At 65.7% G+C, this 20,642-nt stretch carries 19 protein-coding genes; 5 read left to right on the forward strand and 14 right to left on the reverse strand.

The window, feature by feature from the left end:
- Positions 1 to 20: 20 nt before the first annotated feature.
- Genes CH295_RS01620 through pdhA form a run of 3 tightly spaced genes read right to left on the reverse strand, consistent with a single transcriptional unit; the run spans position 21 to position 3,445 of the window.
- Complete coding sequence (locus CH295_RS01620) at positions 21 to 1,313, reverse strand: dihydrolipoamide acetyltransferase family protein (RefSeq protein ID WP_094739554.1); 1,293 nt, start codon at positions 1,311 to 1,313, stop codon at positions 21 to 23.
- A 48-nt stretch (positions 1,314 to 1,361) separates the two neighbouring features.
- Complete coding sequence (locus CH295_RS01625; RefSeq protein ID WP_037188505.1) at positions 1,362 to 2,366, reverse strand: alpha-ketoacid dehydrogenase subunit beta; 1,005 nt, start codon at positions 2,364 to 2,366, stop codon at positions 1,362 to 1,364.
- A complete protein-coding gene (gene pdhA, locus CH295_RS01630) occupies positions 2,363 to 3,445 on the reverse strand; it encodes a pyruvate dehydrogenase (acetyl-transferring) E1 component subunit alpha (protein WP_094739555.1) in 1,083 nt (360 codons plus the stop codon). The genes CH295_RS01625 and pdhA overlap by 4 nt, the downstream gene beginning before the upstream one ends.
- Positions 3,446 to 3,579: 134 nt before the next feature.
- Here pdhA and CH295_RS01635 point away from each other — a divergent pair, with 134 nt between their 5' ends.
- Complete coding sequence (locus tag CH295_RS01635; protein WP_037188511.1) at positions 3,580 to 4,059, forward strand: Lrp/AsnC family transcriptional regulator; 480 nt, start codon at positions 3,580 to 3,582, stop codon at positions 4,057 to 4,059.
- Between the two features lie 168 nt (positions 4,060 to 4,227).
- The gene (locus tag CH295_RS01640) at positions 4,228 to 5,337 is read left to right on the forward strand and encodes a Glu/Leu/Phe/Val family dehydrogenase (protein WP_502694457.1); all 1,110 of its coding nucleotides are present in this window, start codon (positions 4,228 to 4,230) and stop codon (positions 5,335 to 5,337) included.
- A gap of 89 nt (positions 5,338 to 5,426) precedes the next feature.
- On the opposite strand, the gene CH295_RS01645 is transcribed toward CH295_RS01640, so the two are convergent.
- Positions 5,427 to 6,878 carry an NAD-dependent succinate-semialdehyde dehydrogenase gene (locus CH295_RS01645; RefSeq protein ID WP_094739557.1) on the reverse strand — a complete coding sequence of 484 codons (1,452 nt, stop codon included), beginning with the start codon at positions 6,876 to 6,878 and terminating at the stop codon, positions 5,427 to 5,429.
- A 1-nt stretch (position 6,879) separates the two neighbouring features.
- A complete protein-coding gene (gabT, locus tag CH295_RS01650) occupies positions 6,880 to 8,244 on the reverse strand; it encodes a 4-aminobutyrate--2-oxoglutarate transaminase (protein WP_094739558.1) in 1,365 nt (454 codons plus the stop codon).
- A gap of 130 nt (positions 8,245 to 8,374) precedes the next feature.
- Here gabT and CH295_RS01655 point away from each other — a divergent pair, with 130 nt between their 5' ends.
- Together CH295_RS01655 and CH295_RS01660 are read left to right on the forward strand one after the other, a co-directional pair.
- Complete coding sequence (locus CH295_RS01655) at positions 8,375 to 9,871, forward strand: PucR family transcriptional regulator (protein WP_094739559.1); 1,497 nt, start codon at positions 8,375 to 8,377, stop codon at positions 9,869 to 9,871.
- A gap of 28 nt (positions 9,872 to 9,899) precedes the next feature.
- Entirely contained in the window at positions 9,900 to 10,691 is a 792-nt protein-coding gene (locus CH295_RS01660) for a YoaK family protein (RefSeq protein WP_094739560.1), read from the forward strand.
- On the opposite strand, the gene CH295_RS01665 is transcribed toward CH295_RS01660, so the two are convergent.
- From CH295_RS01665 to CH295_RS01675, 3 genes are read right to left on the reverse strand one after another with little or no spacing between them, the layout of a single operon-like run.
- On the reverse strand, positions 10,607 to 12,292 hold the full coding sequence (locus CH295_RS01665) for a flavin monoamine oxidase family protein (protein ID WP_094739561.1): 1,686 nt from the start codon (positions 12,290 to 12,292) through the stop codon (positions 10,607 to 10,609). The genes CH295_RS01660 and CH295_RS01665 overlap by 85 nt on opposite strands.
- Entirely contained in the window at positions 12,289 to 13,125 is an 837-nt protein-coding gene (locus CH295_RS01670; protein WP_094739562.1) for a carbon-nitrogen hydrolase family protein, read from the reverse strand. Before CH295_RS01670 ends, CH295_RS01665 begins: the two co-directional genes overlap by 4 nt.
- The gene (locus CH295_RS01675) at positions 13,122 to 13,754 is read right to left on the reverse strand and encodes a helix-turn-helix domain-containing protein (protein ID WP_037190689.1); all 633 of its coding nucleotides are present in this window, start codon (positions 13,752 to 13,754) and stop codon (positions 13,122 to 13,124) included. Before CH295_RS01675 ends, CH295_RS01670 begins: the two co-directional genes overlap by 4 nt.
- A 115-nt stretch (positions 13,755 to 13,869) precedes the next feature.
- Here CH295_RS01675 and speB point away from each other — a divergent pair, with 115 nt between their 5' ends.
- Positions 13,870 to 14,829, forward strand: a complete 960-nt coding sequence (gene speB / locus CH295_RS01680; protein WP_037190678.1) for an agmatinase — start codon at positions 13,870 to 13,872, stop codon at positions 14,827 to 14,829.
- A gap of 12 nt (positions 14,830 to 14,841) precedes the next feature.
- Here the strand turns inward: speB and CH295_RS01685 are convergent, their stop codons facing one another.
- From CH295_RS01685 to CH295_RS01710, 6 genes are all read right to left on the reverse strand, one after another.
- Positions 14,842 to 15,741, reverse strand: a complete 900-nt coding sequence (locus CH295_RS01685) for a universal stress protein (RefSeq protein ID WP_094739564.1) — start codon at positions 15,739 to 15,741, stop codon at positions 14,842 to 14,844.
- Positions 15,738 to 17,180, reverse strand: coding sequence for an amino acid permease (locus CH295_RS01690; RefSeq protein ID WP_094633789.1), 1,443 nt, complete (start codon positions 17,178 to 17,180; stop codon positions 15,738 to 15,740). The genes CH295_RS01685 and CH295_RS01690 overlap by 4 nt, the downstream gene beginning before the upstream one ends.
- A 123-nt stretch (positions 17,181 to 17,303) precedes the next feature.
- Positions 17,304 to 17,939 carry an ABC transporter ATP-binding protein gene (locus CH295_RS01695; protein ID WP_094739565.1) on the reverse strand — a complete coding sequence of 212 codons (636 nt, stop codon included), beginning with the start codon at positions 17,937 to 17,939 and terminating at the stop codon, positions 17,304 to 17,306.
- A complete protein-coding gene (locus tag CH295_RS01700) occupies positions 17,936 to 18,847 on the reverse strand; it encodes an ABC transporter ATP-binding protein (RefSeq protein WP_094739566.1) in 912 nt (303 codons plus the stop codon). Before CH295_RS01700 ends, CH295_RS01695 begins: the two co-directional genes overlap by 4 nt.
- Entirely contained in the window at positions 18,844 to 19,662 is an 819-nt protein-coding gene (locus CH295_RS01705; protein ID WP_094739567.1) for an ABC transporter permease, read from the reverse strand. The genes CH295_RS01700 and CH295_RS01705 overlap by 4 nt, the downstream gene beginning before the upstream one ends.
- Complete coding sequence (locus CH295_RS01710; protein ID WP_094739613.1) at positions 19,655 to 20,608, reverse strand: ABC transporter permease; 954 nt, start codon at positions 20,606 to 20,608, stop codon at positions 19,655 to 19,657. Before CH295_RS01710 ends, CH295_RS01705 begins: the two co-directional genes overlap by 8 nt.
- Between the last annotated feature and the right edge of the window lie 34 nt (positions 20,609 to 20,642).

A 20,642-nucleotide genomic window follows, 5' to 3' on the forward strand; every position in this document is an offset into this window, starting at 1 on the left:
ATCGAGCCGAGCTGCGTGAATCAGCTCAGGGCGATCATATCCATCGGAGTGCTGAGCAACCGGCCTACGAGGGCGAGGAACTGCGATCCCTGCTGGCCGTCGACGAGACGGTGATCGAACGAGAGCGACAGTGTCGTCACCGACCGCAGTGCGATGGCACCCTCGTGTTCCCAGGGCATGCGGCGGATCGAACCGAAGCACAGGATGGCAGCTTCGCCGGGATTGAGGATGGGAGTGCCTGCATCGACACCGAACACTCCGACGTTGGTGATGGTGATGGTGCCGTCGGCCAGGTCGGCAGGACTGCTCTTGCCCTCCTTGGCCGTGCGCGTCAGCTCTGCCAGTGCGCGTGCGATATCCACCAACGAGAGTTCGTGGGCGCCCTTGATGTTGGGAACCATCAATCCGCGTGGGGTCGCCGCGGCGATGCCGAGGTTCACGTAGTACTTGGTGACGATCTCCTGAGCGGCCTCGTCCCAGGACGAATTGAGCGAGGGATTCGATTTCAACGCAACGAGAACCGCCTTGGCGACCAGAGCCAGCGGAGTCAGCCGCACGTCGGCGAAGTGAGCCGAGGACTTCAGGGACTCCAGCAATGTCAGGGTCTCGGTGACGTCCACGGTCACGAATTCGGTGACGTGTGGAGCGGTGAATGCACTGCGCACCATCGCATCCGCCGTGTGCTTGCGCACTCCCTTGATCGGTGTGCGCACTTCGCGTCCGACCCGCAGTGGGGTCGGCTCCCCTGCAGTGTCTGCTCCGTGCAGATACGACTCGACATCGTCGCGGGTGACGTCGCCGCGAGCTCCGGTCGGGGGTACCTCGGCAAGATCGACAGCGTTGTCCTTGGCAATCTTTCGCACCGGCGGTGTAGCGAGCGGTTTACCGTTCTGGCCGCTCGAGGTCGGAGCGACCGGCGTGGTCCCTCGGCCGCCGCGTCGACTCGACCCTTCCTTCGCCACGCCGTAGCCGACGAGAACCGGGACGCGTTCCTCGCTGTCCTCCACCGGACTCGCTTCGTCCACATCGGCGGCGAGCTCGGGGGTAGCTGCGACATCGTCGGTGCCTCCATCGACGCGGATGTCGATGATCGGGACGCCGACCTCGACGGTGTCACCTTCCGACACATGAAGGGCAGCAACGACGCCCGCGAACGGTGAGGGAAGTTCGACGGCGGCCTTGGCCGTTTCGACCTCGGCGATGTTCTGATTCAGCTCGATGGTGTCACCGACGGCGACGAGCCAGGTCAGCAGATCGGCTTCGGTGAGTCCTTCCCCGAGGTCGGGCAACGGAAAGCTCTTGATGGTGGGCATCGTCGAATCCTGTTCGGTACGTATCGGCGGCGGTCGGTGAGCGCGAGATCAGTGCGAGCGGCAGCGGTCGACTGCGTCGAGAATCCGGTCGACGTCGGGGAGATAGAACTTCTCCAGCTTCGATGCCGGGTACGGAGTACCGAAGCCACCGACGCGCAGCACCGGCGCTTCGAGGTTGTAGAAGCAGCGTTCGGAGATCCGAGCGGCGATCTCGGAGCCGAGGCCCATGAACACGGGGGCCTCGTGCGTGACGACCAGCCGTCCGGTCTTGCGCACCGAGGCCTCGATGGTCTCGAAGTCGATCGGCGAGAGAGAACGCAGGTCGATGACCTCGATCGAGATTCCCTCGTGGGCAGCGACTTCGGCGGCCTTGCGGGCGGTGGCAACGAGTGGGCCGTAGGCGATGAGGGTGATGTCGGTGCCCTCGGTGACCACCCGCGCGCGATGCAGAGGGTAGGACGCGTCGAGATCACGCGACTCCAGATCGATCGGGCTCTTCTCCCAGTACCGGCGCTTCGGCTCGAAGAACAGGACCGGGTCGTCGCTGGCGATGGCCTGCTGAATCATCGAGTAACCGTCGGCGGCATTGCTGCAGGTGACGACGCGAAGGCCTGCGGTCTGCGCGAAATATCCTTCGGGAGACTCCGAATGATGCTCGACGGCACCGATTCCGCCACCGTAGGGCACTCTGATCGTCATCGGGATCTTGACGTTTCCACTGGTGCGGTAGTGCAGTTTGGCGACCTGCGAGACGATCTGGTCGAACGCCGGATAGATGAAGCCGTCGAACTGGATCTCGCACACGGGGCGGAATCCCCGCATCGCGAGTCCGACTGCGGTGCCGATGATGCCCGATTCGGCCAGCGGCATGTCGAGTACACGACCGGGGCCGAAGTCCTTCTGCAGGCCGTCGGTGATGCGGAAGACGCCGCCGAGCTTGCCGATGTCCTCGCCCATCAGCAGGACTTTCGGATCGTTCTCCATCGCTCGTCGCAGACCTGCGTTGATGGCCTTGCCCAACGGAAGACTGGTGGGCCGTTCCAGGGTGGTCATGACATGGCTCCTTCGAATCCGGCTTGGTACGAGGCGAACTGGGCTCGCTCGTCGTCCAGGAGGGGGTGGGGGTCGGCGTAGACGTTGTCGAACACCGACATCGCCGCCGGTTCGACTGTCTCCAGGCATCCGCGACGAAGCTCGGCGGCGACGTCGTCGGCCGTGCGCTTCACCGAGGCGGCGAACGCGTCGTCGAACACGCCGATTCGCATGAGCAGCTTCTCGATTCGGTCGATCGGATCCTTGGCGCGCCATTCGTCGTCGGTGGCACCCGAGCGGTATCGCGTCGGATCGTCGGAGGTGGTGTGCGGGCCCATGCGGTAGGTGACGGCCTCGATGAGCGTCGGGCCACTGCCTTCACGCGCCCGCGCCAGCGCTGCCCTGGTCACCGCCAGAACCGCGAGGACGTCGTTACCGTCGACGCGCACCGATGGAATTCCGTATCCCTCACCACGGGCGGCGATCGTCGCCTTCGTCTGCACCGTCACCGGTTCGGAGATCGCCCACTGATTGTTCTGACAGAAGAACACTACCGGTGCATGGAAACTGGCGGCGAAGCCCAGCGCCTCGGAGATGTCGCCCTGGCTGGTCGCGCCGTCACCGAAGTAGGTGATGGCTGCGCCCTCGGCGCCCTCGAGCTGCATACCGATCGCGTAACCGGTCGCGTGAAGACCCTGCGATCCGACGATGATCGCCGGTGTAGTCATGCGGTACTCGTACGGGTCCCAGCCGGACAGTGTCGATCCGCGCCAGAACCGCAGCATCTGGGTGGGGTCTACTCCGCGACAGTAAGCAACTCCGTGCTCGCGGTAGCTGGCGAACACGAAGTCCTCGGTGTCGAGCGCACGAGCGGATCCGACCTGTGCTGCTTCCTGCCCGAGCAACGGAGCCCACAAGCCCAGTTCGCCCTGTCGCTGCAGTGCGGTGGCCTCGGAATCGATACGCCGGACGACAACGAGATCGCGGTACATCTCCATCATCGCGGCCGTGTCGATGTCGGCGACGAGGGGCGAGTAGGTCTCGTTGCGCACCACTGTTCCCGATTCTTTGATCAGCTGAACCAGCGAGTTGGTGTTCATGGTCGTGGCACTCTCCGTCCTGATGTGATGTCCTTCACAAGGACACCACCGACATCCACACTGCACAAGCGATGACTTCAGAACTGCGCAGCGTGCACAATATCGGGTAACGACCGAGCGACAGGAAGTGCGCAATGACCGATTTGGACAAGACCGACGCCCGGCTCCTGCTCGCCCTCTGCGCGAGGCCACGAGCCACCGGTGTCGAACTCGCCACCACACTGAACCTGTCTCGCAACACCGTCCAGGCACGCCTCGGTCGATGGGACGACAAAGGATCACTGACCCCGATCGATCACCGCATTCCGCCGAAGTCGCTGGGACGCCCGCTGCAGGCATTCGTCACCGCACAGGTCAACCAGCACACCCTGGCGGCGGTGACCGAACACCTGCGCACCATTCCGGAAGTGCTCGAGGTGTTCGGGCTGTCCGGGGCTGCGGACATGCACATCCGCATCGCCGCCGTCGACGCCGACGACCTGTATCGCATCGCAGGTCTCATCCTCGACATCCCCGGCGTCGAGCGCACCAACATGTCCATCGCGATGTCGGAGCTGATCCAGTACCGCACCAAGCCCTTGCTCGAGCAGCTCGCCGAGGAGGGCCGACGCTGAGCAGCCAGACCAGCTCTGCCGAGTCGATTCACGCGCCACAGTGCAACATGCACGTTCTCGGCAACGGTGGTTGACCAGCGTGCACGTTCACGGCACTCTTCGACGGACATGTTCCCGGACACCATCCATTTCCGGGTACCGCCGCCTCATCACCGAAAGAGACTGCCTGTGTCCATCGTTGCCGACCACCCCGCCGTCGTACCCACCTCGAACGATCCCCTGCCGACGGGCGTGTTCGATCGTCCCGACATGCCGCGCGACTCCGCACACGAGCGCGTCGTGTTCTGCCAGGATCGCGACACCGGGTTGCGCGCGATCATCGCGGTCCACTCCACTGCGTTGGGACCCGCTCTCGGCGGAACTCGCTTCTACCCCTACGCATCCGAGCAGGATGCGTTGACCGATGTACTACGGCTCTCCCGGGGAATGACCTACAAGGCCGCCGTTGCGGGCGTCGATCTCGGCGGCGGGAAAGCGGTGATCATCGGCAACCCCAACGCCATCAAGACCCCGACGCTACTGGGCGCGTACGGCCGGTTCGTCGAGTCGCTCGGCGGAACGTACGTGACCGCAGGCGATGTGGGCACCAACAGCGACGATCTCGACATCATCGCCGAGGAGACGGCGCACGTAGTCGGCAAGAACACCACCGCAGGCGGCACCGGAGACAGCGGCCCCCAAACCGCGCTCGGAGTCTTCCTCTCCCTTCTGGCCGCAGCCGAATCGACCTGGGGCTCCGACGATCTGACCGGCAAGCGCGTCGGCGTCGAAGGTGCGGGCAAAGTGGGCTACAACCTCGTCGCACTGCTTCGCGAGGCAGGTGCCGAGGTGATCGTCAGCGACTCCTACGCGCCCGCCCTCGATCGCATCGTCACCGACTTCCCCGGTGTCACCGTCGATTCCGACATCATCGGTGCCGACATCGACGTCTATGCACCGTGTGCCATGGGTGCCACTCTCGACGCCTCGTCGGTGGCCCGGCTGTCGGCGTCCATCGTGTGCGGCGCAGCGAACAATCAACTCCTCACACCCGATGTCGAAGCCATGCTGGCTGCGCGCGGGATTGTCTGGGTACCCGACTACGTTGCCAACGCCGGCGGCCTGATCCAGGTGGAAGGCGAACTGCGCGGCAAGGATTCGACCGAGGTGATGGCCACGATCGGCAAGATCCGCAGCACGGTCGCGGGCATCTTCGCCATCGCTCGCGCCGAGGGCATCCTGCTCGGAGCCGCAGCCGATCGCTTGGCCGAGGATCGAATCGCCGCCGCGCAGAACTGACCGCCGGCTCGCACCCTCTCGCTCCACTCCCGGCCGAAAGTCGCGGATTCCCGCGCCCTCGGTCGCGGAGTGGAGCGATACGCGCACCGCTACCTGAGCGCGATGTACTTGGTATCGAGGTATTCCTCGATACCCTCCGACCCGCCCTCGCGTCCGAAGCCCGATTCCTTGACACCACCGAACGGGGCTGCGGCGTCGGAGATCGCACCGCGATTGACGCCGACCATGCCGGTGTCCAGAGCCGCCGACACCCGAAGGGCTCGGTCGAGGCTCTCGGTGTAGAAGTACGCCACCAACCCGTACCTGGTGTCGTTGGCTGCGGCCACGGCCTCGTCCTCGGTGTCGAATCCGACGATCGCTGCGACCGGGCCGAAGATCTCGTCCTGCAACAGATTCGCGTCGGCCGGGATGCTGTCGAGAACCGTCGGCGCGTAGAAGAATCCGGGCCCCTCGGGTGCAGCTCCGCCGGTGCGCACCCGTGCTCCCTTCGCGACGGCGTCGTCGACGAGGGCGGTGACAGTTCGACGCTGTTTGTCGTTGATGAGCGGCCCGATGTCGGTGCCCTCGCGGTCACCCGGACCGACCGTCAGTGCCTCGATCCGCGCGGTCAACTTCGCGGTGAATTCCTCACGCACGGAGTTCGCGACGTACAGGCGGTTGGCCGCCGTGCAGGCCTCGCCGCCGTTGCGCATCTTGGCCAGCATCGCTCCGTCGACAGCGGCGTCGATGTCTGCGTCGTCGAACACGATGAAGGGAGCATTGCCACCGAGTTCCATCGACGTCCGCAGCAGTCGATCTGCTGCGTTGCGCACCAACAGCTTTCCGACTCCGGTCGATCCGGTGAACGTGATCTTCCGCAGCCTCGGATCGTCCATCAACGGGCCGGTGACGGAGGCGGCGTCGGAGGTGGGAAGCATCGACAACACACCACTCGGCAACCCTGCGTCGGCGAACACCTGTCCGAGCAAAAGCATCGTCAGTGGGGTGTCCTCGGCCGGTTTGACGATGACGGTGCAGCCCGCCGCCAGTGCCGGGCCGATCTTGCGTGTGCCCATGGCCAGCGGAAAGTTCCACGGGGTGATCGCCAGGACCGGGCCGACCGGCGACTTGGTGACCAGGATCGAGCCGTTACCCGCAGGGGCGGGGGTGAACCGTCCACCGATTCGGACGGCTTCCTCACCGAACCAGCGTAGGAATTCGCTGCCGTACTTCACCTCACCGTGGCTTTCCGCCAACGACTTTCCCATTTCGAGGGTCATCAGCAGAGCGAAGTCGGCAGCACGCTCCTGCAGCAGGTCGAAGGCGCGCCGCAGAATCTCGGCTCGCTCACGAGCGGGCGTTGCCGCCCATCCCGGTTGCGCCTCGGCGGCACGGTCGAGCGCGGTGATGCCATCGGCCGCGGTCGCGTCGGCGACGGTGGTCAACTCCTCGCCGGTCGCCGGGTTCAGCACGGCGAATCGTGCACCCGACGCAGAGGTCGCCTGCACGCCGCCGAGCCACAGATCGGTGGGCAGCGAGGAGATCAGGGCGGAAGCCGACATGTCAGTTCCCCTGTGCGACAGCGCGAAGCGCATCTTCGAGGACGGTGAGCGCCTCGCTCAGCAAGTCGTCGGAGATCACCAGTGGCGGCAGCAACCGGATGACATTGCCGTAGGTGCCGCACGTCAGCACTATCACCCCGGCCTCGAGTGCCGCCGCCGCAACGGCTTTGGTGGCCTCCGGGTTGGGCTCACGCCCACCCGGCAGGACGAGTTCGATCGCAAGCATGGCTCCGCGACCACGCACCTCACCGATGATGCCGATCTCGGTACGCAGCGCATTCAGTCGCTCGAACACGATGCGTTCGATGTCGCGGGCGCGTGCATTGAGGTCGAGTGTCTCCATCTGCTCGATGGACGCCAGTGCCGCGGCGCAGGCGACGGGGTTGCCGCCGTAGGTGCCACCGAGTCCACCGGGGTGCACGGCGTCGATCAGATCGGCACGGCCGGTGACCGCGGCCAGCGGCATACCTCCTGCGATACCTTTCGCCATGGTGATCAGATCCGGCACGATGCCCTCGTGTTCGCTCGCGAACCACGCACCGGTGCGGGTGAATCCGGCCTGCACCTCGTCTGCGATGAACACGACGCCGTTCTCGCGTGCCCAGTCCGCCAGTGCCGGGAGGAATCCTTCTGCGGGCACGATGAAGCCGCCCTCGCCCTGGATCGGCTCGATCAGGATGGCCGCCAGATTACCCGCGCCGACCTGCTTCTCGATGACGGAGATCGCCCGGGCCGCAGCCTGGGCACCGGTCACCGCGGAACCGTCGGCGTTCAGGCCCTCCCTGAACGGATACGACATCGGCGCTCGATAGACCTCGGGAGCGAACGGCCCGAACCCACTCTTGTACGGCATCGACTTGGACGTCAGCGCCATCGTCAGATTGGTACGACCGTGGTACGCGTGGTCGAACACGACGACAGCCGACCGCCCGGTGGCGTGACGTGCGATCTTGACCGCGTTCTCGACGGCCTCGGCACCACTGTTGAACAGAACGCTGCGCTTGTCGTGATCGCCCGGCGTCAACTCGGCCAGCTTCTCGGCGACCTCGATGTAACCCTCGTACGGCGCGATCATGAAACACGTGTGGGTGAAGTGTGCGACCTGATCCTGCACTGCAGCAACGACTGCCGGATTGGATGCACCGACTGTCGTCACGGCGATTCCGGCCCCGAGGTCGATCAGCGAATTCCCGTCGACATCGACCACGACGCCACCGTCCGCGTCGGCCACGTACACCGGCAACGTCGACGCCACGCCTGCACCGACGACGGCCTTGCGGCGCTGCGCCAACGCCGCCGACTTCGGCCCGGGGAAGGCGGTGACGATCTTGCGCTCCTGCGGAAGTCGGTACTCGATCGAGGCCATGGTCGCACCTTTCGTGTGGGCTGGTCCAGCAAGTATGCGACCGGTCGACCGCCCAGGCCTGCTGCCAATTCGTCCATTCGATGGGCAGGTTGCACTCCATTTCGTCGACCCGGGGTTTACAGTTCGACAGGTGAGCGTGCAGATGTCCTGGCTGCTGAGGCAACGACACCTTCGACTGAGTCACCGCGGAGGACCCGAACGCAGCGCCGTACCCATCACCTTCGCGCAGGCGACCGAGCTCACCGACCCCAGCCCGTGGCTGTCCGGCGGTGAGCTGATTCTGACGACCGGGCTCGGGTTCGACTCCGACGGCCCAGCTCTCGGCACCTACGTCCGAACCCTCGCCGCCGCGGGCGTCGCCTGCCTCGGATTCGGAATCGGTCTGTCGCACAGCACGATTCCCCAGCACATTCTCGATGCGGCAGAGGACGTGGGCCTACCCGTCGTGGAAGTCCCCTACGACATTCCCTTCGCCGCCGTCATTCGCGCGGTCATGAAGAGAATCTCCGAGCAGGAGTACGAGCAGGTCGTCCGCGCGGCGTCCGTGCAGAACCGCATCACTCGGGCAGCACTGCACGGTGGCGTGAACGCGATCGTCCGTGAGCTCGCCGTTGCCACGTCGACATCGGTGGCGCTGATCGGCCGGCGCACCGAGCCGTTTCATCCCGCAGACGCTTCCGACCTCGTCGAGCAGGCCCGCGAGATCGCCCGCAGTATCCGGCCGTCGTCCTCTCCCGCCACCGTGTCGGCGAGCGAACCGGGGCGCACAGTGACCCTGCATGCGGTTGCGATCACCGGTGGCGCTCCGACTTTCCTGGCCATTCGCACCACAGGGCCGATGACCGGGGTCGAGCAGATCCTGCTGGGACACGCGGTATCACTGGTGACGCTCGACCTCGAGAAGCCGGCACGACTGCGCGCGGAGCAGTCCAGGCTCAACACCCTCGCACTCGGGTTGTTGCTCGACGGGCACCTCCCGCCCACCGACGACACGGCCCTACCGAGCTATCTCGCCGATGCTGCCGACGACGACTCCCACATCAGGGTTGCGGTGATCCGCGGACCGTCCGAACGCATCGCCGAAGCAGTCGATGCCGAGTGCCGGCTCCGCGCGCGGCCGACCTACGCCCGTCGCACCGACACCGGCTGCGAACTGCTGCTGCGCGGCTCCGACGACACCCGGTTCGTTGCTCACCTCGTCGAATCACTACCGCGGTCGACGTGTGCAGGCATCAGTTCCCGGCTGCACATCGACGAGTCACCTGCGGCGCTGCGGCAAGCCACACTCGCCTGCGCGGCGGCGGGTCCCCACGACCGGATCGTCGAATTCACCGGATCGATGCTGCTGGCCTCCGAACCGGTACAGGAGTCGTTGCGCGCCATGGCTGCAGTGACCATCGCGGTACTGGCCGAGTACGACCGCACCCATTCCGCCGATCTGGTGGGATCACTTCGGGCTTTCCTCGAGGCGAACGGGCATTGGGAAACCGCTGCGGCACACCTGTCGGTTCATCGTCACACGCTGAGAAACCGGATCACGCGGTGCGAGGAATTGCTCGCGGTGGATCTGACGTCGGCGCGGGTGCGAGCCGAATTGTTGCTCTCGCTGCTTGCCGCGACAACGTGAATATCGGCCTTCGTGTCAGGATTTCCCGATGACCACGCCTCGTCCCGAACCCCATACCGCCGTCGCCACTGCGAAGTCGGTTCGGCTCGGAGTACTGCTGGCGGCAGTCGGTGGATTCCTCGACGCGTACACCTACATCACCCGTGGCGGAGTGTTCGCCGGCGCGCAGACCGGCAACGTGGTGCTGCTCGGCGTCGATGTCGCCGGCGGCCGCTGGGTCGAGGCACTGGCGTTCCTACCCCCGTTGGCGGCCTTCGTCCTGGGCGTCGCGACCGCGGAGTTCATCGCGCTGCCCGCGGTTGCGAAGATCGTGCGACGACCGGTGCGGGCAGTGCTGGTGTTCGAGATCCTCGTGGTCCTCGTCGTCGGATTTCTGCCGGCGACCGTGCCCGATGCGGTGGTCTCGGTGATCCTCGCTCACGTTGCAGGCGTGCAGGTGACCACCTTTCGCGTGCTGGTGGATTCGCCGTTCAACACCACCATGACGACAGGCAATCTCCGCAGTATGGCGATGGCTGCATTCCATCGAGTGGTCGAACACGATCTGGAGGCCGGCACCCGCGCCCGACGGTTCGGCGCAGTGATCTCGGGATTCTTCGGCGGGGCGCTGCTCGGCGCAGTCGCGGTCGAGCTGTTCGGGCTACGGGCGATCTGGGTGGTTGCCCTGATGCTGACCATCGCTCTGGCACTGTTCGTGTTCGACGAGCGCACACCCAGGTCGCTGGCCCCGAAAGGTCAGTCGTCCAACCGAAGCGGAGCAATCGACTCGAACACATCGCCCGGTCCCGGGTTGCCTTCTGCCGACGAACCGCCCAAGTGATGCACGACGCCCCACACCGCATTCAGCGCGGTGTGGATGGCACCCTCGGCCCAGCCCGCGGTCCACGAGATGTCGTCACCGGCAAGAAAGATTCCTCGGTGCCTGGGGTCGAGCTGGTGCTGGACGAAGTGGGTGAACAGTCTTTCCTGGTAGCGGTAGTGGCCCGGCAGATTGGCTTTGAAGGCACCCATGAAATCGCGTTCGGTTTCCCAGGACAGCGTCACCGGGGTCGAGATGATGTGGCTGCGGAAGTCGACGCCGGGATAGATCTCCTCCAGTGAGCGCAGCATGATGTTCATGCGCTCGGTCGGGTCGAGGGCCAGCAACTTGAGCGAATCGTCGGACCACGTGTAGGACAGGCAGATCAGCCCGGGCTTGCCCTCGCCCTGGTCGAGTAGGTAGGTGCCGCGACTCATTCGATCGGTCAGCGTCATGCTGACCAGGTCTCGCCCGGTGACCGGATCCTTGTCCTTCCAGAACGGCCGATCGACGAGTGCGAACACTTTGGTCGACCCCATGTAGTGAGTGCGTTCGATGGCGGTCCAGTGGTCGATGGGGAACAGATCGTCGTCACATCTGATGTTGCTGAGCAACATCCAACTCTGTGCGGTCACCACGGCGGCAGCGTAGGTGCGGATGTTGCCGCGGTCGTCGTGGATCGTGGTGCCGCCGTCGGTGCGCCTGATCTCGGTGACCCGCGACATCGTGGTGCCGCCGTTCAGCGAGGCCACCGAGGTACCCGCGGGCCAGTGCGCCATGGTCGCGGGCGGGTCGGTCCACAGCCGCAGCGGCAGTTGCTGTGATCCGCCGACGATTCCGCGATGGTGATCGTCCGCTGCGGTGATGACGACACGAAGGATCTCGAGAATGGAGTTGGGATAATCGGTGTCCCATCCGCCCGTTCCGAAGCCGACCTGGCCGAACAACTCTCGCATTCGGAACGACGAGAAGTGCTCGGACGCAGCGAGAAATCCGTAGAAGGTCTGATCGTCGAACTTCACGATCAGCTCGTTCCAGATTCGCTTGATCGTCTCCACGTCCCGCCTGCGGATGGCACGTTGCAGGGGAATCAGTTCGGCGTGATCCTCGAGCGTCCTGTTCCACGCCTCGGCCACCTCGGCGAAGATCGGCGGAAGGTCGTCGAGTTTCTGCGCGTAGTGACTCTCGCCCTTCAGATCGATCACCGTACTCGGGGTCACCTCGGCCAGCGGGTTCGGAAACGGCGTCGTTTCGAGCCCGACGGCGTCGAGGTAGTGGAACAGCGCGGTAGACGACGGTGGAAACCGCATCGCGCCCATCTCGGCCACCACACCCGGGTGCCCGTCGAACGGCACCGAACGCATGCGCCCGCCGATCCGATCGGACTCGTACACAACGGGTTTCAACCCGAGTTCGAGCAGCTCGCGCGCAACGACCATACCCGCGAGACCACCCCCGATCACCGCGACCTCGGTACCGAGGGCAGCGTCGGGAACGCTGCCGAGGCCGGCCGGGTGCGCCAGGTAATCGTCGTAGGCGAACGGGAAGTCCGGACCGAACATCGTGAGCGGCTGATCGTCCTCGGATTCGATTGCGCTGTCCGGGGTGACGGGTGTGGTCATCGGTCGGTCTCCTGCTCGGCCCGCGAGGGTCCTGTCGGGTAGAGGTCGGTTCGGCGATCGGCCAGGTGGGTGTTGACGGCGCGTGATCGTTGGAGTCCGGCCGGATCCAGATCCACCGTCAGCAACTGTTCGTGCGCGCCTGCACGCGCGAGGTCGGTGCCTCCCGGCGCGACGGCGCAGGTCAGTCCGCAGTAGGTCAGACTCGTCTCCGTGCCACAGCGGTTGACGTAGGTGAGGAACAGCTGGCTCTCGTACGCCCGAGTCGGGACGACGTGGGTTGCGATGATCTCGAACGGGGTCATCAGGCCGGTCGGGACGATGAGCCACTGCGTTCCGGCGTCGGCGTGCGCGCGAACGGTTTCCGGAAATTCGACGTCGTAGCAGGTGAGCAGGCCGCACCGCAGTCCACCGAAGTCGAACTGCACCAACAGTTCCGGCCCGGGAGTGAAGTGAGCGCGATCGAGTTCACCGAACAGGTGGGTCTTGCGGTAGCGCGCCACCGACCGACCGGATGCATCGACCACCTGCACCGCATTGAACACCGCCTCGCCACCGAGCTTCGAATGACTGCGTTCGGGATATCCGTAGACGATTGCGACGCGGCGAGATCGAGCAATTGCGGACACCTTCTCGAAGATCGGACCGTCGAACGGTTCGGCTCGTTCGAGCACCAGATCGCCGATGTCGTACCCGCTGACCGACATCTCCGGAGTCACCAGGATGGACGCGCCGGCCGCGGCCGCGCTCCTCGCTGCGTCGTCGAGTGCGGCGAGGTTCGCGTCGACATCGCCGGCGTTCTCCGGCCCTTGGAACAGCGACACGGTGACGGTCATTGCGGCAACTCCTGTTTCCTCGTCGGCAACTCCTCGGGCAGTGCGGGTGCCAACACCCACAGGACCTGAGCACCGCCCCTGCCTTCGGCTCGAAAACTGTGCCTGCGACGCGGCGAGAAGGTGAACGCATCTCCAGGACCGAGCAGCACCTCGTCGCCCGCGAACGTACCGTCCGCTTCGGCCTCGAAGCTCACCCGCAACTCACCCGTGATCACGTGTACGAACGTGACGTCGAGCGGGAGGCTGTACGCCTCGGCTCCACTCCCGCCGCCGGCGTCGATGCGGCTCAGCAGCACCTGCACCCGACGCTCCCCCACCGGTGTCAGCAGGTACTCGGTCATCGACTCTCCGCCGAACATGATGCGCGGCAACGACTGTGCCCGAACCACCTCGCCGGACGGGGCGTCGTCGAACAGGGAGCCGACCGGAAGCTCCAAAGCGGCACAGACCTTGACCAGCGACGCCACCGACGCATTGACCTGGTCGCGTTCGAGCTTGGACAGATACCCCTTGGTCACTCCACAGGTGTCGGCGAGTGCATCGAGAGTCAGTCGCTTCTTCTGCCGCGCCTCCTTGAGCCGCGCACCGATACGCGGCGCATCACCGACGACCGCGGTAGCTACCGACACCGTTCCACCTTTCAGGAAACACGTGTTGACAAGTCCGGGCATCAGCGTAACGCTTGGCGGGCGACATGGTCGACCCCACGGTGACCGGTCACCTCGACTTCGGAAGGAATTCTCGATGAACCCGAGCAATCCCGAGCACGGACCGATCGGCCCGGTCGACGCCACGAAGGTGCCCCGGTACGCCGAGCCGACCACCTTCGCACGGCTGCCCAGGCTCGACGAGGTGTCTCGCGCCGACGTGACCATCCTCGGCGTCCCGTTCGATTCCGGAGTGAGCTACCGGCCCGGCGCACGCTTCGGCCCGGGACACATCAGGGCAGCGTCGAAACTGTTGCGGCCCTACAACCCAGCGCTGCAGGTCTCTCCCTTCGCCCGCCAACAGGTGGCGGATTTCGGTGACATCGGCGTCAATCCATTCGACATCACCGAGGCACTGACCACGGTGCACGACGCGGTGACGGACCTGCGCGCCGACGGTTCGTCGGTTCTCACCCTCGGCGGCGACCACACCATCGCACTACCGATCCTGCGTTCGCTCGCGCGCGATCACGGGCCGATCGCGGTGCTGCACTTCGACGCGCACCTCGACACGTGGGACACGTACTTCGGTGCTCCCTACACACACGGCACCCCGTTCCGACGAGCGAGCGAAGAGGGTCTGATCGATCTGGAACGCTCACAGCACATCGGCATTCGCGGCCCGCTCTACAGCGAGCAGGACCTCGAGGACGATCGTGTGCTCGGCTTCCAGGTGATTCGGTCCGACGACTACGAGGTCGACGGCGTGGCCAGCATCGTCGAACGGATGCGCCGACGTCTCGACGGCGGCCCGGTCTACGTCTCGGTCGACATCGACGTTCTCGACCCGGCACATGCGCCGGGTACCGGCACTCCCGAGGCCGGTGGCATGACGTCCCGAGAGTTGCTCAACACCCTGCGCGGACTCGTCGGCCTGAACGTGGTCGGTGCCGACATCGTCGAGGTGGCACCCGCCTACGATCACGCCGAGATCACCGGAATCGCGGCGGCACATGTTGCCTACGAGCTGTTGTCGGTGCTGGCCCTCAACCGATGACTCGCCCGCATCTCACCGCCGTGGCAGCACCAGGATCGGCACCGGTGAGTGCCGGATGATCTTGGTCGCCCGCGACCCGAGGAACACTCGGGCTATCGGCCCCAGTGGCCCGGACGATCCGATGGCCAGCACTTCGCCGTCCTGCCAGTGAACTTCGTCGAGAGCCTCGCGCCAGCTACTTGCCATGGCCAGTTCGGTTGTCACCTGTTCGACCGGAAGCCCTACTGCGACTGCGTCGTCCATCGCTGCGGTCAAGGCCTCGCTCAACCCGACGGCGAGTTCGGTGGCGACGTCGTCCTCGACGCGTAGGCCGACTTCGGGCGGATACATCGTCGCCCCGCGGACGACGAACGACGCGAGGCGGAGCGGAATGCCCGCGTCGCGGGCGAGTTCGGCGGTCGGGCCCACGACGCGCGAGGCCTCGCTGTCACCGGAGAACGCGCACGTGATCCGGGTCAGAGTGGCGCGTTCGCGCATCCGATAGCCGCGAGGAGCGAGCGCCACGGTCACCGGGGACGAATGCAGCAGCTTGTCTGCCGTCGACCCGACGACCACCTGCCCCAGAGCGCCGTCGCCCGAGGACCCGAGAACCAGTACCGAGGCCGAGATGCTCTCGGCCGCCTCGGTCAACGCCGTCGACACCGAGCGGTGTGCGAATCGATGGAACGACGCGGCGATGTCGGGTGCTCGATCTTCGAGGTAGTGGCGCGCTTTCGCCTCCGACTCGGCTGCGGTCGTCGCAGCCCAGTCGGCGAACTCCGCATCGACCCGTGCCATCGACGGAGTCGACCACGGCTTGGGAACCACCGTCGCCACATCGATGTCGGTGCCCGTCGACCGAGCGAGCTGGGCACCGAGATCGAGGGCACCGACGCTGCCTTTCCCCGGTGCGAAAGCGATCAGGACGCTCATCGTGCGCCCTGCTCTTCACCACGCAGCGTCGAGTGGTGCCGACCCCAGAAGTAGTAGAACGTCAACACCACCGCGAGCCAGAGTCCGAACCAGAACCACGTGGTCCAGTGCAGTCCGGACAGGATGTACAGGCACGCGAGGACCGACAGCACCGGAGTCACCGGGTATCCCGGAACCTTGAACGGCCGTTCGAGATCGGGCATCGAGCGGCGCAGCACGATCACTCCGATGGACACGACGATGAACGCGACGAGGGTGCCGATCGACACCAGGTCCGCCAGCTTGTCGAGCGGAATGAACGCGGCGAGGATCGAGATCACGACGGCGACGACGATCGTGTTGTTGACCGGCGTGTGCGTACGAGGACTGACCTTGGCAAAAGCTTTGGGCAACATACCGTCCCGACCCATGGCGAACAGGATTCGAGTCTGTCCGTACATCGTCACCAGGGTCACCGAGAAGATGGAGATGACCGCACCTGCGGCCAGAATCGTTGCCGGCCAGGCTTGCCCGGTCACGTTGCGCAGGATCTCCGCCAGCCCGGCTTCCTCCTGGCCGGCGAAGTCGGTCCAGGGCTGAGTCCCCAGGGCGGCCACGGCCACGACGAGATAGAAGACGATGACGACGATCAGTGCCGCAATGATGGCTCGCGGCATGGTCTTCTGCGGATCTTTCACCTCGTCGCCCGCGGTGGACACCGCGTCGAGTCCGATGAACGAGAAGAAGATCGTGCCCGCGGCAGCCGTCACACCTGCTGCGCCCAAGGGCATGAAGTCGGAGAAATTGCCGGAGTCGAAGGCAGTGAACCCGACGATCGCGAACAGAGCCAGCACACCGAGTTTGATGACGACCATGACGGCATTGACGGCCGCCGACTCGCTCGCACCGCGAATGAGCAGAACTGCGCACAGCACGATCAGCACAACCGCAGGCAGATTCATGATGCCGGGGTCGGCGTCACCGGGCGCAGCGGACAACGCATGCGGGATGGTGAAGCCGAAGAGGTTGTTCAACAGCTCGTTGAGGTACCCGCTCCACCCGACGGCGACGGCAGCGCTGGACACTCCGTACTCGAGCAACAGGCAGGCGGCGACGCCCATCGCGACCACCTCGCCCATCGTCACGTACGCGTAGGAATAGGTCGAGCCCGAAACCGGCACCGCCGATGCCATTTCGGCGTAACAGATGGCGGCGAGCCCGGCCGCGATACCCGCGGCCAGGAACGAGAGCACCACTGCGGGACCGGCTTCGGGAACCGCGAGCGACAGGACGAAGAAGATGCCGGTACCGATGGTGGCACCGACGCCGAACATCGTCAGTTGGAAGGTGCCGATGGTCCGTTCCAGTCCGCCACTGCTCTGCTGGTCCGGATCCACGATCGGCTTCTTACGAAGCAGTTGCGATCGCAGACTCGATGCAGGTCTGTTCGACGAGGTCATGTAGGCGACTCCCAACCTGGAGAGAAACTCTCGAATCAACCGGTTCGGCTGATTCTGCTCCCCGATCGAGTGATTCGCACACCGAACCGACTCGCACATTTCCGCGAGCACTCCAGGTCGTTCTCAGCTCAGGTGGTGCACCGACGAGCACAGTGCGTCCAACAGATCCGCGTCGTGGCTGATCACGAGGACACCGACCCCCGAATCGACGGCCTGACGCTGCAGCACCCTCGCAATCGACGCCGTCGTCGCCGCGTCGAGCATCGACGTCACCTCGTCGCAGATCAGATAGCGCGGCCGTTGGGCCAACGCCCGTGCGACACAGGCGCGCTGCAGTTGCCCATCGCTGACCTGGTGCGGCCGACGGGTCAGCAGATCGGCGGTCAGACCCACCTGCTCTGCCAGATCTGCGACATCGACTGTGCGCCCGGCGATGACCCCCGGTTGCTCGATGATCGATCGCAGGGTCATCCGTGGATCGGTCGCCTGCCGCGGAGACTGGAACAGCAACGCGATCCGTGCACGCGAGCTCGCGGGTACCGAATATCCGACGCCTCGCACGGCGGTTCCGTCGAGCAGCACCGTTCCGGTGTGGGGTTTCTGCAGCAACGCAAGCACTCTCGCGAGGGTTGTCTTCCCGCTACCGGACGGGCCGGTCAGTCCCGTGATCGTTCCCGGCTCGACAGAGACGGTGACCTCCGTCAACACATCACAGCCACCTGGGTAGCCGGCGCTCACGGCCACCGCATCGAGGCTCATCGGTGCACTCTCGTTCGGTACGACCGCGCGCCGACCGTCACCATTTCCGTGGGTCCACCGGACTGTGAAGACAGTGGACGGCGGAGGTGGTAGACGCATTCGTCGGGTAGGTCCGTCAACTCGGGCGGCGATCCCGGTAGTGGAGTCATCCCTCGGGACGGCAGCGCGCCCAGCAGGTCCCGGGTGTACTCGTGCAGCGGTTCCTCGAGCACCGACGCGGCAGGGCCCGTTTCCATGATTCGTGAGGCGTACATGACGGCGATGCGGTCGGCGACTTTCGTCCTGATCAACGACGACAGGTCGTGGGTGATCAGCAGTACGGCTGCGCCGTCGTCGGCGGCCGCCCGCAGCAGGGCGAGCACGTGGTCGGCGGCGGCGCGGTCGAGGTTCGAGGTGGGCTCGTCTGCGACGATCACCGTGGGATCCGCGGCCAGCGCTCCGGCGAGAGCGACCCGCTGCGCCATTCCGCCGGAGAGTTGATGCGGGTAGCGATCGAGGTGTGCCGGAGCAAGCCCCACCCGCTCCGCCAGCCGATCGGGCGTGGACGAGGCTCCGTGTGCGGCGATCGTTTCGTCGAGTTGCGATCGGGCGGTACGGGTGGGCGTGAGATGCGTTGCCGCGGACTGGGGAATCAGCGCGACGTCTCTGCCCCGAAACCCTGCCGCTCTCGTCACGTCGAATTCTCGCTCCGCGGTGGTGACCACGACCGACCCGCTCACGGTGGTCCCGACCGGCAACATCGCCATCACCGTCGCCGCGAGAATCGACTTGCCACAGCCCGACTCGCCGACCAGCGCGGTCACCGTCCCGGCCGGTACCTCGAGATCGACATCGGAGGCAGCGTGCACCCACCGTCGACCGATCGGAATGCGGACGGACAGGCGTCGGACGGAGAGGCCACGAGTCACAGGCGAAGCTCCGACGGCCGCGCCGGCGTCACCCGCGCCCGTAGTGCCGAGCCCAGTACGGCTACGGACAGCGTGGCGACGAGCAGGATCGCGGCGGGGAACACCAAGGTCCACCAACTCCCCAGCAGCAGTGAACTGCGGGCTTCCTCGAGCAGAGTACCCAGGCTCGGCTCGTGCGGAGGCAGGCCGAACCCCAGGAAGGACAGCGTCGATTCGTGCCATACCGCGTGTGGGAGCAACAGGACGACGGCGATCATGGCCTGGGGCAACACGGCGGGAACGAAGTGTCTAGTCGCCACGTGAAACCGACTGGCTCCGGCCACGATTGCCACGTCGACGAACGCGCGCTCGCGCAGCCGAAGGATCTCCGATCGCACGATGCGAGCCACCTGCGTCCAGTGTGTCAATGCGATCGACGCCACGATGGCGACGACGCTACCGCGAAACATCGCCACGATCACGATGCCGAGCAGCAGGTGGGGCAACGCGTTGACGGCGTCGGTGCTGCGCATGACGATTCGATCGACCCGCCCACCCCACACCCCCGCGGCCAGACCGACGACGCAGCCGAGGACCGTCGCCAGTACCGCGCAGGCCACCGCGACGAGCAACGATGTGCCGATGGCCGATGCACTGCGCACGAACAGGTCTCGGCCGGCCGAGTCGGTGCCGAACGGATGCTGCGCCGAAGGGCCGAGCCTGGCCGACGAGAAGTCGACGACCCGATCGTCCACCCCCGCGAAGATGGGGACGAAGATCGCGTACACGGCCAGAGCGGCGAGGGACCCGCCCGCGATTGCCGTTCGCCTAGCCATCCGCGCGCACCCTCGGATCGAGACGCACGACCAGTACATCGGCGAGCAGCGAGCCGAGCATGACGGCAACGGTGGTCCCGAGAGTCAGGACGGCCAGCAACGGCATGTCCAGATCTCGCGCCGACTGCACGACGGCTCCTGCGACCCCCGGCCACCCGAATATCTCTTCCACCAGCACTGCCCCGACGACCAACTCGGGCAACCGAACTCCGACGACGTTGACGAAGGGGGCCGATGCGGCAGGCACGATGTGTCGGCGAGTGATCTGCGCGGTGGGGATGCCGCGAGCTACCGCACCGGCCACGAAGTCCTCACCTCGTGCCGAGACGATCGACTCGCGAACCGACAGCAGCAGCCACGGAACCTGTGAGAGGGCCAGAACCGATGCAGGAAGCAGTAGATGGCGGAGCACTCCGCCGACGGTGGGATCGCTGCCACCGTCGGAGATTCCGGCCACGGGCAACCACCCGAGACCGAGCGAGAACACGGCGATCGCGGCGAGCGAGAACACGAACGGCGGCACCCCCTGGACGGTGATGCATGCAGTGCCGACGAGGCGGTCCAACCGGCCACCGGCACGGATGCCGGCAACGATGCCGACCGTGAAGGCAATCGCAACTGCAGCCGACAGCGCGACTCCCGCCAACAACATCGTCCACGGAATACGTTCGACGAGAACCTGACTCACCGGTTGTCCATAGGATCGCGACTGCCCGAGGTCTCCTGTGACGACACCCTGCAACCACTGCCAGTAGGCGACGAACCACGGCCGATCGAGGCCGAGGGCAGCCGTCATCGATGCCTTGTCCGCCTCTGTCGTCGTCGTGTATCGGGTTCCGAGGTAGCCGACGAGTGGATCGAACGGGGATACCGCTGCGGCGGCGAAGAGACCGAGCGAGACGACGCCGCACACCGGAATCAGCAGCATCAGTCGACGGCGAACCATCACGCCGATGCCGCGCGAGGTCGTGAAGTGCCGC

Origin of the sequence: Rhodococcus sp. 14-2483-1-2, assembly GCF_002259405.1 — a bacterium.
In the GTDB taxonomy this organism is placed as follows: domain Bacteria; phylum Actinomycetota; class Actinomycetes; order Mycobacteriales; family Mycobacteriaceae; genus Rhodococcoides.

Coding starts and splice junctions, on each gene's coding strand:
- CH295_RS01620 (WP_094739554.1), bottom strand. CDS start 1,313: ATGCCCACCATCAAGAGCTTTCCGTTGCCCGACCTCGGGGAAGGACTC.
- CH295_RS01625 (WP_037188505.1), bottom strand. CDS start 2,366: ATGACCACCCTGGAACGGCCCACCAGTCTTCCGTTGGGCAAGGCCATC.
- pdhA (WP_094739555.1), bottom strand. CDS start 3,445: ATGAACACCAACTCGCTGGTTCAGCTGATCAAAGAATCGGGAACAGTG.
- CH295_RS01635 (WP_037188511.1), top strand. CDS start 3,580: ATGACCGATTTGGACAAGACCGACGCCCGGCTCCTGCTCGCCCTCTGC.
- CH295_RS01645 (WP_094739557.1), bottom strand. CDS start 6,878: ATGTCGGCTTCCGCCCTGATCTCCTCGCTGCCCACCGATCTGTGGCTC.
- gabT (WP_094739558.1), bottom strand. CDS start 8,244: ATGGCCTCGATCGAGTACCGACTTCCGCAGGAGCGCAAGATCGTCACC.
- CH295_RS01660 (WP_094739560.1), top strand. CDS start 9,900: ATGACCACGCCTCGTCCCGAACCCCATACCGCCGTCGCCACTGCGAAG.
- CH295_RS01665 (WP_094739561.1), bottom strand. CDS start 12,292: ATGACCACACCCGTCACCCCGGACAGCGCAATCGAATCCGAGGACGAT.
- CH295_RS01670 (WP_094739562.1), bottom strand. CDS start 13,125: ATGACCGTCACCGTGTCGCTGTTCCAAGGGCCGGAGAACGCCGGCGAT.
- speB (WP_037190678.1), top strand. CDS start 13,870: ATGAACCCGAGCAATCCCGAGCACGGACCGATCGGCCCGGTCGACGCC.
- CH295_RS01685 (WP_094739564.1), bottom strand. CDS start 15,741: ATGAGCGTCCTGATCGCTTTCGCACCGGGGAAAGGCAGCGTCGGTGCC.
- CH295_RS01690 (WP_094633789.1), bottom strand. CDS start 17,180: ATGACCTCGTCGAACAGACCTGCATCGAGTCTGCGATCGCAACTGCTT.
- CH295_RS01695 (WP_094739565.1), bottom strand. CDS start 17,939: ATGAGCCTCGATGCGGTGGCCGTGAGCGCCGGCTACCCAGGTGGCTGT.
- CH295_RS01705 (WP_094739567.1), bottom strand. CDS start 19,662: ATGGCTAGGCGAACGGCAATCGCGGGCGGGTCCCTCGCCGCTCTGGCC.
- CH295_RS01710 (WP_094739613.1), bottom strand. CDS start 20,608: ATGGTTCGCCGTCGACTGATGCTGCTGATTCCGGTGTGCGGCGTCGTC.